Source organism: Streptomyces sp. NPDC111520 (genome assembly GCF_055635295.1).
The window spans coordinates 643548-656838 of record NZ_JBVKBW010000003.1; the positions used below are offsets into that span (position 1 = coordinate 643548).

Below are 13291 nucleotides of genomic sequence, written 5' to 3' on the forward strand. Positions count from 1 at the left end.
CCGGCGGCCTACAGCGGGGTGGCCGCGTGCAGGACGAGGAACAGGGTGACCGCGGCGTTCGCCGAGGAGAGCGCCGAGGCGGCGGTGCCCGCGGCGGCGCCCCAGGCGGCCAGGCCCACCGCCGTGCAGACCGGCGGCCATACGCGCCCGGCGGGGGCGGGCGCCAGCAGGGCGGCGACACGGCGCGGCACCGGGCCCGTCGTCGCGAACCCGGCGAGCCCGGTGATCCCCTCGAAACCGGCGGAGCCGGCGAAACCGGGGGACCCCACGAAGCCCGAGAGGCCCGCGAGGCCCGCACCCGGAGCCCCCGCGGAGACGAGTGCGGCCCGGCCGATGGCCAGCGCGACGGTACGACGGCTGCCGACGGTACGGGCGGCCTCCTCGTCCGCCCACCGTTCGGTCGTGTAGGAGACCGCGGAACGCAGCGGCCGCAGGAAGGGGTTGGCCCGCGCCGCCAGGTGCACGGCCAGCAGGAACCGGTGGTGGCGGCGGGCGAGGTGGGACCGTTCGTGGGCGAACAGGGCGCGGCGCTCGCCGGCGGTCAGCCGGCCCAGCATCCCCGTGCTGACCACGATCCGGGGCCGGCGGCCCGGCAGCGCGTACGCGTAGGGCGTGCCGTCGGGCAGCACCGCGACCGGGCCCGCCGGCAGGCCCTCCAGCGCGCGCCGCGCCCGGGCGTGGACCGCGCGGTGCCGCCACACCGCCCGCGCGCACGCGCCGAGCACGACGGCGAGGCCCGGTATGGCCGCCTTGCCGGCGATCTCGTCGTACGGAACCGCCGCACGCACCTGCGGGTCCGACCAGCCGTCCGGCAGCGGGTTGCCCGGCAGTTGAGCGGTGCCGACCACCATCAGCAGGGCCAGGCAGAGCGTGCTGCACAGCGCGAGCACCCCGGCCAACGCCGACAGGAGCCAGGTCGCCGTGCGGGGGTGCAGGTGCTGCGCCGCCAGCCGGGCGACGGGCCACGCCGTCAGGGGCAGGACCAGCGGAAGGAAGACGAAGACCCCCATGGCCCGCCCTACTCCTCGGATTCCCCGGCCTGTTCCAGCAGTTCGCGCAGCATCTGCTCGTCCTGCGGCAGCAGTCCGGTCACGAAGCTGGCCAGGACGGCCTGCCGGTCCCGCTCCCCGTCCAGCACCTTGCGCATGCGGAGCGCCGCCAGGTCCGCCTGGTCGGCGGTCGGGGTCCACACGAATGACCGGCCGGCCCGCTCCCGTGTCACCGCGCCCTTGGCGAGCAGCCGCGTCAGGATGGTCACCACCGTGGTGTAGGCGAGGGCGCAGTCCAGCTCCTCCTGCACCTTCGCCGCACTCGCCGGCCCCGGCGCCGCGCGCAGCGCCGCCAGCACCTCGGCCTCCAACTCGCCCTGACCGCGCCGCCTGCCGTGCACCCGGTCCCTCACCCCGTCTCCCTCCAGCCGGCCGCGGCACCCGCCGTGGCCGGGGCGGTTCATCGTAGCCATCGGCGGCCGTGCGCCCTGGCCCACGCCTACTACAGTGCTGTAGTTTCAAAGGGTCGTCACTTCGGGCGCCGCGCGCCCCGTCCAGCCGGAGGGAATCCGCACGATGTTCGGCCTCAGCGAACTCGCCCTGCTGCTCATCGTGGTCGTGGTCGTGATCGGCATCAGAAAGCTGCCGGACCTCGTCCGCTCCGCCGGCAAGGCCACCCGCATCCTCAAGAGCGAGGCCGCGGCCATGAAGGCGGACGAAGACCCGGCGGCCGAGCGGCCCGCCCCGCGGGTCATCCGGGCGGCTCCCGGGGACGTGACCCGCACGTCCGACGAGCCCGGCGGCTCCGGCCGCTGAAACCTCCCCGGCCACCCGGCCGAAGGGCCGTCGCGCCGCCCGCGTGACGTCCCCCGGCGGGCGGCCGTCGGGCGGCCCGCCGGGGGAGGGACGGATCAGGCCGGCTCCTCGACCTCCTTGGCGGGGCCGACGAGTTCCTCGAGGACGTCCTCCATGGTGACGTAGCCGAGCAGCGTGCCGTCGTCCGCGGTGACCGCGGCCAGGTGGGTGCCCGCGGCCCGCAGGGCGGTGAGCGTGTCGTCCAGCGGGGTGGTGGGGCGCAGCTTGATGACGGGGCGGAGGGCGCTCCCGGGGAAGGGCCGGTCGCGCTCGGCGACGCCGAGGGTGTCCTTGATGTGGAGGAAGCCCAGGACACCCCCGTCGGGGCCGGTGACCGGCAGGCGCGAGTAGCCGGAGGCGGTGGCGGTCCGCTCCAGCTCGTCCGGGGTTACCCGCTCGCCGACGGTGACCATGCGGGCGGCCGGCACGAGGATCTCCCCCACCGGGCGGCTGCCCAGTTCCAGGGCGTCGCGCAGGCGCTCGCCGCCCGTGGCGTCGAGCAGTCCGGCGGCGCTGGAGTCCTGGACCAGGCGGGCCAGTTCGTCGTCGGTGAAGACGGCGGCGACCTCGTTCCTGGGCTCGACGCGCAGCAGCCGCAGCAGGGCGTTGGCGAAGGCGTTGATGCCGAAGACCACCGGCCGCAGCGCGCGTGTGACGGCCACCAGGGGCGGGCCGAGCAGCAGCGCGGAGCGCTCGGGCGCGGCGAGCGCGATGTTCTTGGGCACCATCTCGCCGACCAGCATGTGCAGGTAGGTGGCCGCCGTCAGGGCGATCACGAACGAGATCGGGTGCACCAGCCCGTGCGGGACGTGCGCGGCCTCGAAGCCCGGCTCCAGCAGGTGCGCGATGGCGGGCTCGGCGACCGCGCCCAGCACCAGCGAGGAGACGGTGATGCCCAGTTGCGCGGTGGCCAGCAGGGCGGACAGGTGCTGCAGGCCCCACAGCACGGTGCGGGCGCGCCGGTCGCCTCCTTGTGCGCGCGGCTCGATCTGGCTGCGGCGTACGGAGATCAGGGCGAATTCACCGCCCACGAAGAAGGCGTTGGTCAGCAGGGTGAGGGCGCCGACGGCGAGCTGCAGCGCGGTCATCGGGCGTCCTCCGCGATGCGTGCGACGCGAACCCGCTCGGCCACGTGGTGGTCGACGCTGAGCACGGTCAGCCGCCAGCCGTCGTGATCGATGCTGTCCCCGGGGGCGGGGATGCGGGCCAGCTCCGTCGAGACGAGGCCGGCGACGGTCTCGTACGGGCCGTCGGACGCGGTCAGGCCGATGCCGGCCAGCTGGTCCATGCGGACGTTGCCGTCGGCCTCCCAGGAACCGTCGTCCGCGGGGGCGAGGTCGGGCCGCCGCTGGGGGTCGTGCTCGTCGCGCACGTCGCCGACGACCTCCTCCACGACGTCCTCGACGGTGACGACACCGGCGGTGCCGCCGTACTCGTCGATGACGACGGCCATGGTGCGGCGGCTGCGCAGCCGGTCCAGCAGCCGGTTCACCGGCAGGCTGTCGGGGACGAGCAGCGGGGCGGTGGCCAGTGCCTCCACGGGCGTGGTGGCGTGCTCCCCGGCCGGGAGGGCCAGCACGTCTCGGATGTGGACGGTGCCCATGACCTCGTCCAGGCCGTCCCGGTGGACGGGGAAGCGGGACAGGCCGGTGGCCAGCGAGAGCGCCACGGCGTCGGCGGCGGTCGCGTGGGCCTCCAGGGCCCGTACGTCCACGCGCGGGGTCATGACGTTCTCCGCGGTCAGCTCGCTCAGGTGGAGGGTGCGGACGAAGAGCTCGGCGGAGTCGGGTTCCAGCACGCCCGCGGCGGCGGAGTGCCGGGCCAGGGCCCGCAGCTCGTCCGGTGTGCGGGCGGAGGCCAGTTCCTCGGCCGGTTCCAGGCCGAAGCGGCGCACCAGACGGTTCGCGGTGTCGTTGAGGTGGTGGATCAGGGGTGAGAAGGCCGCGGTGAAGCCGCGCTGCGGCCCGGCCACCACCTTGGCGACGGCCAGCGGGCTGGAGATCGCCCAGTTCTTGGGGACCAGCTCGCCGATCACCATCAGCACGACGGTCGAGACGAACACGCCGAGGACGGTCCCGGTCACGGACGCGGCGCCCTCGGGCAGGCCGACGGCCTGGAGGGGGCCGCTCAGCAGGACCGCCAGGGACGGCTCGGCAAGCATGCCGATGATCAGTGAGGTCACCGTGATGCCGAGCTGCGCGCCGGACAGCTGGAGGGTCAGCCGCCGCACGGCCTCGAGGGCGCCGTCCGCGCCGCGCTCGCCGGCGGCGGCGGATCGTTCCAGCTCGCCGCGCTCGACCGTGGTCAGGGAGAACTCCGCCGCGACGAACACCGCGCAGGCCAGGGTCAGCACCAGGGCCAGCAGGAGGAGCAGCACTTCGGTCACCGTGTCACCTCCGTTCCCACGCTTCGGCGGGTCTGTCGGGGGGTGACACGGTCGGTACTCGGTGGATGGTCCATCGCGGGAACCGCGGCTCCTTCTTCGTGCTCGGTACGGCGGGTTTCCCCCATGGTAAAGGAAGCGCAAAGGAGGCCGTCAATGGAGACGGCCCTTCTGTGGCACGGGCGACCCGACCGCACGACCGGCGGGATTCCGCTCGGCCATGTGGGTGTCTTGGGAACTTCTTTACCTGACGCGGTAGTTCTGCGGGTGGCCCGCAGGGGCCGACGGAACCACAGGAGTGAACGCACGGCCCGCTCCACCGCGGGCCGCACCCCCTCCCGTCCGGCCACCCGCACCGCCACCGCCCCACGACCGCCGTACGACCTCATGTCGCGCACCTCACCCGAGCGGCTCCGTCCGCCGGGCCGTGCCGACCCGACCATCCGTGGAGTCACCCCCCGATGTCCTGGTTCGAAGCCGCCGTCCTCGGCCTGCTGCAGGGGCTCACCGAGTTCCTGCCCGTCTCCTCCAGCGCCCACCTGCGCGTGTTCTCCGCCCTGGCCGGCTGGAAGGACCCCGGTTCCGCCTTCACCGCGGTGACGCAGCTGGGCACCGAGACGGCGGTGCTGATCTACTTCCGCCGCGACATCGTCTCGATCGTCAAGGCCTGGACGACGTCCCTCTTCGTGCCCGACCGGCGCAAGGACCCCGACGCCCGCATGGGCTGGTTCGTCATCATCGGGACGGTCCCCATCGCGGTGCTCGGCGCCGTCTTCCAGCACAGCATCGAGACGTCCCTGCGCGACCTGCGGATCACCGGCGCCGTGCTGATCCTCTTCGGACTGGTCCTCGCCGTGGCCGACCGGACCCGGGCGATCCGCAAGGCCAAGCCCATCAGCGAGCTGACCCTCCCGCACGCCCTCGGGTACGGCTTCGCGCAGTCGCTCGCCCTCATCCCCGGTGTCTCCCGCTCCGGCGGCACGATCAGCGCGGGGCTCTTCCTCGGCTACAGCCGTGAGGCGGCCGCCCGCTACTCGTTCCTGCTGGCCATCCCGGCGGTGCTCGCCTCCGGCACGCTGGAGCTGTTCAAGATCGGCGACGGGTCCGCCCCCGCCTGGGGGCCGACGCTGCTCGCCACCGGGATCGCCTTCGCCGTGGGCTACGCGGCCATCGCCTGGTTCCTCAAGTACGTCTCCACGCACAGCTTCACGCCGTTCGTGGTCTACCGCGTGCTGCTCGGCGTGCTGATCCTGGGGCTCGTCGCGGCGGGTGCCGTCGCGCCGGGCGCGGGCGGCGTGGGCTGACCACCGGGGGCTCAGTCCTCGTCCTGTGACTCGTCACCCCGGTCGTCGCCCTGGTCGTCGTCACCCTGACCGCCGCCCTGGCCGGCGGACGGCGTGAGCGACCCGGGCGAGGACCCGCTCCCCTCGGTCGACGTCGCGCTCGGACCGTCGGTGGGGGTCTTCGCGGAACTGCTGTCCGGCGAGAACCAGACCATGCCGAGGATCACGGCCACCACGAAGGCCACCACCCCGGCGATGGCGCTCGCGACGCGGGGCCGGTAGCGGATGAACTCACGGGGGGTGCGTCGCTGCGCCGGCGCGGCCCGCCGCCTGGACGCCGACGCCGCCGAACGGGCGCTGCGTGCCGAGCGCGTCGCCGGCGGCCGGACCAGCGCCGCCGTACCGGCCTCGTGCCCGGCCCCGCCCGGGGCGCCGTGCGGCGGCACGGTGGCCGGCGACGGGACGGAGTGCGCGCGCCACGCGTCCGTACGGAACCAGTCGGCGACGTCCTGGGCCGTCGGCCGCTCCTCGGGCTGCTTGGCCAGGAGCCCGAGCAGGTAGTCCTCGAAGGCGGAGGGCAGGTCGGCGCCCAGCTGGGAGGGCGGCACGGGCGCACTGTCGATGTGCTGGTAGAGCAGCGCCGTCGCGCTGTCGCCCTGGAAGGGCGCGCGGCCCGTCAGCAGTTGGTAGAGGACGCAGCCGAGCGCGTACACGTCGGAGGCGGGTCCCGCCGTCCGGCCCAGGGCCCGTTCGGGCGCGAGGTAGAGGCTGGTGCCGACGATCTGCCCGGTCATGGTGAGCCCGGCGGCGGGGTCGTCGACGAACCGGGCTATCCCGAAGTCGCCGATCTTGAGCGATCCCGCGGCGTCGAGCATCAGGTTGCCCGGTTTGATGTCGCGGTGGACGATGCCCTGCTGGTGGGCGGCCGCCAGTCCCGCGGCGGCCTGCGCGGCGACGACCGCGACGTGATCGGCGGTCAGCAGATGCCCGGCCTCCAGCAACTGGGCGAGGCTGTCGCCTTCGACCAGTTCCATGACGAGGAAGAACCGCCCGTCCCAGGCCCCGAAGTCGAAGACCGCCACGACGTGCGGGTGCCCCAGACGCGCGGCCGTCTGCGCCTCCAGCCGGAACCGCGCGGCCGCCGAGGGGTCGGAACCGTCGCCCAGTAGCAGCTTGACCGCGACGGAACGTCCCAGCACCTCGTCGGTCGCCCGCCACACCTCGCCCATGCCGCCGCGGCCGATGGGCGCGTCCAAGCGATACCGATCCGCCACCAGCACGTCGTACGACCTCGATCCCGCGAGCCAAACCAGACCCCCCTTAAGGTACTTCACCCGCGCACCCGCGGTGACCTGCGGCCGCAACCGCCGGGGGCTCACACCTCGCCGAGGAACCCCGGGTCGGCCGGGCCCGTCCGCCGGGCGAAGTCGGCGGCGGTGCCCAGGAGTTCGCGCATCGGGACCGCCGTCCGGGTCGTCGCCGCGAGGTCGGCGTGCGCCTCCTCGGACCACAGGAACGGGTACACGGCGAGCCCTTGCGAGGGGGCGAGTGCCGCGGCGTCCTCGCGCCACGCCGGCGGGCGCAGCCCCTCGTAGAACATCGCCGTCCGCCCCGAGAGCAGCCAGGCGACCCACTCGGCGTAACCCATGTCCATCGCCTCCCAGGCGAGGGTGTCGGGCGCGAAGTACGTCATCCGGCCGGGCGCGCCGGGGCGTCCCACGGCCGCGGGATCGTGGCCGTTGAGTGCGAACACCCCGCCCAGCACGTCCTGGCCGACGACGAGCCCGGTGCCGGGGTGCCAGGACGGGTCGAAGGCCGCCGGGAAGCGGTTGACCCGCCCCAGGCTCGGCAGGCCCCCCTCGGCCGTCCCGCCGCCGCCGAACACCCGCACCCATCCGTCGTCCAGGAGCAGCCCGCCGGTGTTCAGCACCAGGGCGCCCAGGGCCGACCGGGCCGTCACCTGCAACTGCAGCAGGCACCGGCGCCCTTCGCCGGGATCCGCGGGCAGCACCCGGACGGGCACGGGGGCGGCGGTGAGCATGGTCTCCAGCTCCGGCCAGGCCGGGGCGTCCACGTCGGTCAACTCGTCGATCTGGCGCATCCGAGGATGATCCCAGCCGGGCCCCGGCCCGCCGGACTCAGCCCCGCCGGTCCCAGGCGGCGTTGTGCAGGAAGTGGGTGTCGTACCGTTCCTGCACCTCCAGCAGGCTCTCCGGGGTGGCCTCGCCCAGGGCGATCCGCTGCAAGTGGCGGAAGTATTCGAAGCGTTCGACGCCCGGGGTGATGACGATGAGCATGTCGGCGTCGCAGCCGGGCGCCGCGGCGAAGGCGTGCGGGCGGCCGGGCGGGACGACGACCAGGTCGCCGGCTCCGGCCGTGACGACCTCGTCCCCGGACAGGAACCGGGCCTCGCCGTCCAGCATGTAGAACATCTCGGCCGACCTGTCGTGCCGGTGCGGCCGGGCGCCGTCGGCGCCGCCGGTCAGGGTCACGCGCTGGGTGGAGAGCGCGCCGCCCGTCGCACTGCTGTCGGCGAGCAGCCGGACGGTGGTGGGGGCGCGGCCGATGACCTCGGCCTCGGTGGAGCGGACGATCACGGAAGCGTCGAAGTCGGACACGATCAATGACATGGCGGGCTCCTTGTCCGGGTGGTGCCGGGTCGTGACGGATCTTGCCGGGGCCTGACGGGCCGTGACGGGTCTTCGGGAACGCCGGTTCACACCGCGAAGAGCAGGGCGGCGCTGACGAGGACGGCGACCGCGGTGGCGAAGTGGATGCCGAACGCGACCGCCTTGGTGCCGCCGTGGCGCAGGACTATCCAGGTGTCGCCGAGCGGGGCGAGCGCCACGACCAGCATGAACCAGGCCTCGGCGTGGGCGCCGGCGAGGGCTAGCAGGGCCAGGCCCATCACGCCGAAGGTCGCGTCCCGCACCCCCTTGACGGCGAGGTAGGCGCCGGCCCCGTCCCCCTCGGCGGGCACGCCGTACGCGGCGGCCGCGGGGCGGGGCTGAAACAAGAACCGGGCTCCGACGAAGAGCACCAGCAGGTCGAGCACGACGGCGAGGGCGTACGCGGTGACGGTCATCTCCGGAACTCCTTGCTAGCAGCGCTAGGGGCAAGAGCGAAGCTAGCAGAGCATCGACAGAAGGTCTAGCAATGCTAGAATCCCGTCATGACGATCCGGACGCGCCGGGAGCGCGAGCGAGCCGACCGCGAGCAGCTGATCATCACGGCCGCGCGGGAGCTGGCCGAGGCCGAGGGCTGGGACGCGGTCACCACACGGCGGCTGGCCGCCGAGATCGAGTACAGCCAGCCCGTCCTGTACAGCCACTTCAAGGGCAAGGACGCCATCATGGCCGCCGTCGCGGTGCAGGGCTTCGCGGAACTCGCCGCCGATCTGCGCCGCGCGCGCACCGAGGCGCCGGGCCCACGCGAGACCTTCGCCGCGGTGGGCGAGGCGTACACGGACTTCGCGCGGCGGCGGCCGGCCCTCTACGACGCGATGTTCACCCACCACGTCGGCCTGCCGTTCGCCACGCCCGAGGCCCCGGCGGCCCTGCGCGAGGCGTTCGGCGAACTGCTGCGGGCCGTCGAGCCGGTCGCGGGTGCCGGCGACGCACCGGACCTCCTCACGGAGACCTACTGGGCCGCCCTGCACGGCCTGGTCACCCTGATGCGCAGCGGACGGCTGCCGGAGGCGGCGCACGGGCGCCGGCTCGCCCTGCTGAACGCCCGCTTCACCGGCGGCGGTTGAACCCGCCGCCGGTGGCATCCGGGTCCCTCAGGGGACGAGGACGGTGAGTGAGGTGTCGGTGACGGCGAACCCGAGCCGCTCGTACAGCCGGCGGGCGGGGTTGGCGTCGCTCACCGCCAGGCCGATCCGCGGCAGACCGCTCGCCGCCGCGTCCGCCAGCACCCGGCGCAGCAGCCGCGAACCGAGACCGGCGTAGCGGGAATCCGGCTGCCGGAAGACCGTCGTGACCCACGGGAGGCCGTCCCGGTCCGTCACGACGACCCCCGCGACCACCTGGTCGGCCTCGTCGACGGCCAGGGTGCTGCACGGCAGGACGGGCCCGAGCACGGCGCCCGCCAGCAGCGGGGCCAGCTGGCTGTCGAGGGCCTCCTCGTCGCCGCCCTGGACGTGGTCGGGATGACCGGGGCCGAAGGCGGCGCGCCAGGCGGGGAACAGCTCCCGGGCCCCGCGGTCGCAGGGCACCGCGCGCAGCCCGTCCGGCAGGGGCGAGGTGGCCCACTCGCGCGGCGGGGGGTCGGCGACGAGGTCCCGCGCCATTCCGTGCGCGTGCCGGAGCACCCGGGCACCGTGCCGTACGAGCTGCTCGCCGAGTTCGACGGAACCCGACACGGCCCAGCCCCGCATGCCCGCGAGCACGGCCGGGACGGGGTCGGGCCCCACCGCCTGGGCGAGGTCGGCCCACGGGCGGCCGTCCCGGACCCCCTCGACGTACGTCAGCTCCGGCAGTCCCCCGGGCCCGCGCAGGACCAGGCGCTCTTCCTCGTGCACGGTCACTCAGTACCCGCCCGCCGGCGTCGGCATCGCTCTCATGCGGCCCATGCTGCGGGCCGCCCGCCGGTGCGCGCAAACGAATTGCGGCCGGGGCCGCGGCGGCGCACCGGCGCGCCGGACCGTCAGGCCCGCGGGGCCGGGTAGGTCGGGTACTCGACCTCGGAGACGTGCTGGACGACCCGGATGACCTGGCAGGAGTAGCCGAACTCGTTGTCGTACCAGAGGTAGAGGATGGCGTTGTCACCGTCGACCTTGGTGGCGCCGGCGTCGACGATCGAGGCGTGCCGCGAGCCGACGAAGTCGCTGGAGACGGCGTCGGGCGCGCTGATGAAGTCGATCTGGCGCTTGAGCGGCGAGGTCAGCGACACCTCGCGGAGGTGGTCGAGGACCTCCTCGCGGGTGGTCTCGCGGCCGAGCTGCAGGCTGAGGATCGCGATCGAGACGTCCGGTACGGGCACGCGGATCGAACTGCCGGTGATCTTCGCCTTGAGGTCGGGCAGCGCCTTGGCGACGGCCGAGGCGGCGCCGGTCTCGGTGATGACCATGTTGAGCGCCGCCGAGCGGCCACGGCGGTCGGAGCCGTGGTAGTTGTCCAGCAGGTTCTGGTCGTTGGTGAAGGAGTGGACCGTCTCGACGTGGCCGCGCAGGACGCCGTACTCGTCGGCCATCGCCTTCAGCGGCGGCACGATGGCGTTGGTGGTGCAGGAGGCGCAGGACAGGATCCGCTCGTCCGGCTTGATCATGTCGTGGTTGACGCCGTGGACGACGTTGGGCACGTCCCCCTTGCCCGGCGCGGTCAGGACGACCTTGTCGACACCGGGCCGCAGGTGCTGCGACAGTCCCTCGCGGTCGCGCCACCGGCCGGTGTTGTCGATGAGGATGGCGTCCTTGATGCCGTGCGCGGTGTAGTCGACCGACGCCGGGTCGTCGGCGTAGATCACCTTGATGACGTTGCCGTTGGCGATGATGGTGCCGTTCGCCTCGTCCACGGTGATGGTGCCCTGGAACTGGCCGTGGACGGAGTCGCGGCGCAGCAGCGAGGCGCGCTTGACGAGATCCTGCCCGGAGCCCCTGCGGACGACGACGGCACGCAGCCGCAGGCCGTTGCCGGACCCGGCCTTCTCGATCAGCAGCCGGGCCAGGAGACGGCCGATGCGGCCGAAGCCGTAGAGGACGACGTCGCGCGGCTCCCGGCGCTCGATCTTGCCGTCACCCGTGGCGCCCGCGACGGCCTGCGCGGTGAACTCCTCGACAGACAGCCCGCGGTCGTCGTCCCGGTAGCCCGCGGCGAGCATCCCGAGGTCGATCTGGGAGGGTCCGAGGTCGAGCGTGGTGAGGGCCCGCAGGAACGGCAGCGTCTCGGTGACCGACAGCTCCTCCCCGGCGATCTGCCGGACGAACCGGTGGGCCTTGAGGATGCTGATCACCGACGTGTTCACCAGGGAGCGGCTGTGCAGCAGGACGGTCACGTCCCGCTCCCTGTGCAGCTTCCCGATGATCGGGATCATCGATTCCGCGATCTCCTCGCGGTGCTTCCAGTCGGTGAACGAGTCGTCATTGACAGTCACAGGCTTATCTTTCGAGCTAGGCGGTGCTCATATGTTAACCACACCGCCATCTCGTGCTTCCCTGCGGGTCCCGCCGCCCACTGCCTTCAGGAGACCGCGACGACCCCGACAGCCGCCGAACCGGTCCGCGCGCGCAGGAGGACGTCGTAGAGGAACCGGTCGCCGGCCCGCGGCGCCACGACCGCCCGGGCACCGGTCGGCAGCGCGCGGGACACGCTCTCGTGCCGCTCCCCCGGCACCGAGCCGCTGACCGCCACCAGTCGCACCGAGGTCCTGCCGATGTTCTCGAACGTCACGGAACGGGTCCGGGGACAGGGGCCGTCGTGCTCGCCCGCGCAGTGGAAGCGGACGTCGCCGAGCTCCACCAGCCCGCACGAGACGTCGGTGGCGAACGCGAAGTGGGAGGAGCAGACGGCCCCGACCCGCAGTTCCTGCGCGGGCGCCTCGGCGGCCGTGCCGCCGGGACGGGGGTCGTCACCGGTGCGTGGCGCGTCCGCGCAGGAGACGGCGGACACCCCCAGGGCGGCGGTGGCGAGGGCTGCGGGCAGGAGTGCTGTGCGCACCTGTGGCTCCAGAAGTGGTGCGGTCGGCGAGCCGGCGCTCGCCGCGCTGCCGGACCGGTCGCCGGCCGGAGGGCGGGATGGGGGGAGGACCGGGGGCCCGGACGCGGGTGGGGCCCGGAAGCCGTGGCTCACGGGCCCCACCCTCACTGCGTCGTACGCGTGTCAGCCGTTGTGCGCGGGGCGCTGCGTGGCGATGACGTCGTTCGCGTACACCAGGGCGGTGCGGTGGTTGAACTGGATGGTGTACATCTTCTTGGCGCCGAAGACGACCTTGCCGTCGGCCTTGAAGTAGTCGTCGGTCAGGGCCGGCGCCGCGGTGGCGACGTAGGCCTGGCCGGACGGGATCGAGTACATGCTCAGCGGGGCCTGGGTGGAGGCGCCGTAGCCGGCCGGGTACTCCGCGGCGTCCGGGTAGCTGGAGCCGTACACCTTGGCGGGCGGCGTGGCGGGGGTGACGCCGGCCTTGATCAGGGTGTAACCACCGCGCGCCACGAGGGTGTTGGCACCCTTCGGGTTGTGGAACCACACCTTCGCGCCGCTGAACCAGATCGCGGTCCAGGGGCCCTCCTTGCCGGCGACCACGAACTGCTGGCCGGCCTGCACGGTGTTGCCCCAGTCGTTGATCCGGTCGGTGCCGTCGCCACCGGAGTGGATCGCCTGGTCACCGAAGAGGGGCGCGGTGTCGCTGGGGGCGGTGCGCACGAACAGGGAGTTCGACGGCTGCGTCACCTTGGTGCACTCGGGGGTGGCACCGGTCGGGTCGTCGCTCGGGCAGATCTCGACGGTCTGCTCGTTGTGCTCGAACCCGGGGGCGATGGTCACCACCGAGCCGACGTCGCCGACCCCGCGCTTGCCCTCGGCGGGCGCGCCGACCAGGTCCATGAAGTGCTCCCAGTTCCACCGCGGACCCGGGTCCCAGTGCATGCCGGACACGGTCGCCGACGACGGGCCGACAACGTTGTCGTGGCCGACGATGTGCTGCCGGTCCAGCGGGATGTCGAAGCGTTCGGCCAGGTACTTCACCAGCTCCGCGGTGGCCTCGTACTGCGCCTCGGTGTACCAGTCGGCCCCGTGCGCGGCGAAGCCCTCGTGCTCGATGCCGATGGAGTGCATGTTGGACGAGTA

At 73.5% G+C, this 13291-nt stretch carries 15 protein-coding genes; 3 read left to right on the forward strand and 12 right to left on the reverse strand.

The annotated features are described in order from the left end of the window. Positions 1 to 8: 8 nt before the first annotated feature. Positions 9 to 1010 carry a M56 family metallopeptidase gene (locus ACZ7MY_RS10390; RefSeq protein WP_499600899.1) on the reverse strand — a complete coding sequence of 334 codons (1002 nt, stop codon included), beginning with the start codon at positions 1008 to 1010 and terminating at the stop codon, positions 9 to 11. A gap of 8 nt (positions 1011 to 1018) precedes the next feature. Then, complete coding sequence (locus ACZ7MY_RS10395; protein WP_499600900.1) at positions 1019 to 1402, reverse strand: BlaI/MecI/CopY family transcriptional regulator; 384 nt, start codon at positions 1400 to 1402, stop codon at positions 1019 to 1021. A gap of 163 nt (positions 1403 to 1565) precedes the next feature. Between ACZ7MY_RS10395 and ACZ7MY_RS10400 the strand changes: the two genes are divergently transcribed. Then, entirely contained in the window at positions 1566 to 1805 is a 240-nt protein-coding gene (locus tag ACZ7MY_RS10400; protein WP_499600901.1) for a twin-arginine translocase TatA/TatE family subunit, read from the forward strand. Positions 1806 to 1900: 95 nt separating this feature from the next. Here the strand turns inward: ACZ7MY_RS10400 and ACZ7MY_RS10405 are convergent, their stop codons facing one another. Next, positions 1901 to 2932, reverse strand: a complete 1032-nt coding sequence (locus tag ACZ7MY_RS10405) for a hemolysin family protein (protein WP_499600903.1) — start codon at positions 2930 to 2932, stop codon at positions 1901 to 1903. Then, positions 2929 to 4230, reverse strand: a complete 1302-nt coding sequence (locus ACZ7MY_RS10410) for a hemolysin family protein (RefSeq protein ID WP_499600904.1) — start codon at positions 4228 to 4230, stop codon at positions 2929 to 2931. The genes ACZ7MY_RS10405 and ACZ7MY_RS10410 overlap by 4 nt, the downstream gene beginning before the upstream one ends. A 458-nt stretch (positions 4231 to 4688) precedes the next feature. Here ACZ7MY_RS10410 and ACZ7MY_RS10415 point away from each other — a divergent pair, with 458 nt between their 5' ends. Beyond that, positions 4689 to 5531: an undecaprenyl-diphosphate phosphatase gene (locus ACZ7MY_RS10415; protein ID WP_499600906.1), complete on the forward strand. Its 843-nt coding sequence runs from the start codon at positions 4689 to 4691 to the stop codon at positions 5529 to 5531. An 11-nt stretch (positions 5532 to 5542) separates the two neighbouring features. Here ACZ7MY_RS10415 and ACZ7MY_RS10420 read toward each other — a convergent pair whose 3' ends face one another. From ACZ7MY_RS10420 to ACZ7MY_RS10435, 4 genes are all read right to left on the reverse strand, one after another. Then, positions 5543 to 6784: a serine/threonine-protein kinase gene (locus tag ACZ7MY_RS10420; RefSeq protein ID WP_499600908.1), complete on the reverse strand. Its 1242-nt coding sequence runs from the start codon at positions 6782 to 6784 to the stop codon at positions 5543 to 5545. A gap of 101 nt (positions 6785 to 6885) precedes the next feature. Next, positions 6886 to 7611, reverse strand: coding sequence for a DUF2625 family protein (locus tag ACZ7MY_RS10425; RefSeq protein WP_499600909.1), 726 nt, complete (start codon positions 7609 to 7611; stop codon positions 6886 to 6888). Positions 7612 to 7648: 37 nt separating this feature from the next. After that, positions 7649 to 8140 (reverse strand): cupin domain-containing protein, encoded by a 492-nt coding sequence (locus ACZ7MY_RS10430; protein ID WP_499600910.1) that lies wholly within the window; start codon positions 8138 to 8140, stop codon positions 7649 to 7651. An 86-nt stretch (positions 8141 to 8226) separates the two neighbouring features. Continuing rightward, complete coding sequence (locus tag ACZ7MY_RS10435; RefSeq protein ID WP_499600911.1) at positions 8227 to 8595, reverse strand: DUF4267 domain-containing protein; 369 nt, start codon at positions 8593 to 8595, stop codon at positions 8227 to 8229. Positions 8596 to 8682: 87 nt separating this feature from the next. On the opposite strand from ACZ7MY_RS10435, the gene ACZ7MY_RS10440 reads away from it, so the two are divergent. Beyond that, positions 8683 to 9264: a TetR/AcrR family transcriptional regulator gene (locus ACZ7MY_RS10440; RefSeq protein WP_499600913.1), complete on the forward strand. Its 582-nt coding sequence runs from the start codon at positions 8683 to 8685 to the stop codon at positions 9262 to 9264. A 27-nt stretch (positions 9265 to 9291) separates the two neighbouring features. On the opposite strand, the gene ACZ7MY_RS10445 is transcribed toward ACZ7MY_RS10440, so the two are convergent. The 4 genes from ACZ7MY_RS10445 to ACZ7MY_RS10460 all read right to left on the reverse strand — a co-directional run. Then, positions 9292 to 10032: a GNAT family N-acetyltransferase gene (locus ACZ7MY_RS10445; RefSeq protein WP_499600915.1), complete on the reverse strand. Its 741-nt coding sequence runs from the start codon at positions 10030 to 10032 to the stop codon at positions 9292 to 9294. Between the two features lie 125 nt (positions 10033 to 10157). After that, entirely contained in the window at positions 10158 to 11603 is a 1446-nt protein-coding gene (locus ACZ7MY_RS10450) for a glyceraldehyde-3-phosphate dehydrogenase (RefSeq protein ID WP_499600917.1), read from the reverse strand. 86 nt (positions 11604 to 11689) lie between these two features. After that, positions 11690 to 12166, reverse strand: a complete 477-nt coding sequence (locus tag ACZ7MY_RS10455) for a hypothetical protein (protein ID WP_499600918.1) — start codon at positions 12164 to 12166, stop codon at positions 11690 to 11692. 162 nt (positions 12167 to 12328) lie between these two features. Continuing rightward, on the reverse strand, positions 12329 to 13291 hold a 963-nt coding region (locus ACZ7MY_RS10460; protein WP_499600919.1), incomplete at its 5' end, for an N-acetylmuramoyl-L-alanine amidase.

Coding starts and splice junctions, on each gene's coding strand:
- ACZ7MY_RS10390 (WP_499600899.1), bottom strand. CDS start 1,010: ATGGGGGTCTTCGTCTTCCTTCCGCTGGTCCTGCCCCTGACGGCGTGG.
- ACZ7MY_RS10400 (WP_499600901.1), top strand. CDS start 1,566: ATGTTCGGCCTCAGCGAACTCGCCCTGCTGCTCATCGTGGTCGTGGTC.
- ACZ7MY_RS10405 (WP_499600903.1), bottom strand. CDS start 2,932: ATGACCGCGCTGCAGCTCGCCGTCGGCGCCCTCACCCTGCTGACCAAC.
- ACZ7MY_RS10415 (WP_499600906.1), top strand. CDS start 4,689: ATGTCCTGGTTCGAAGCCGCCGTCCTCGGCCTGCTGCAGGGGCTCACC.
- ACZ7MY_RS10425 (WP_499600909.1), bottom strand. CDS start 7,611: ATGCGCCAGATCGACGAGTTGACCGACGTGGACGCCCCGGCCTGGCCG.
- ACZ7MY_RS10430 (WP_499600910.1), bottom strand. CDS start 8,140: ATGTCATTGATCGTGTCCGACTTCGACGCTTCCGTGATCGTCCGCTCC.
- ACZ7MY_RS10435 (WP_499600911.1), bottom strand. CDS start 8,595: ATGACCGTCACCGCGTACGCCCTCGCCGTCGTGCTCGACCTGCTGGTG.
- ACZ7MY_RS10440 (WP_499600913.1), top strand. CDS start 8,683: ATGACGATCCGGACGCGCCGGGAGCGCGAGCGAGCCGACCGCGAGCAG.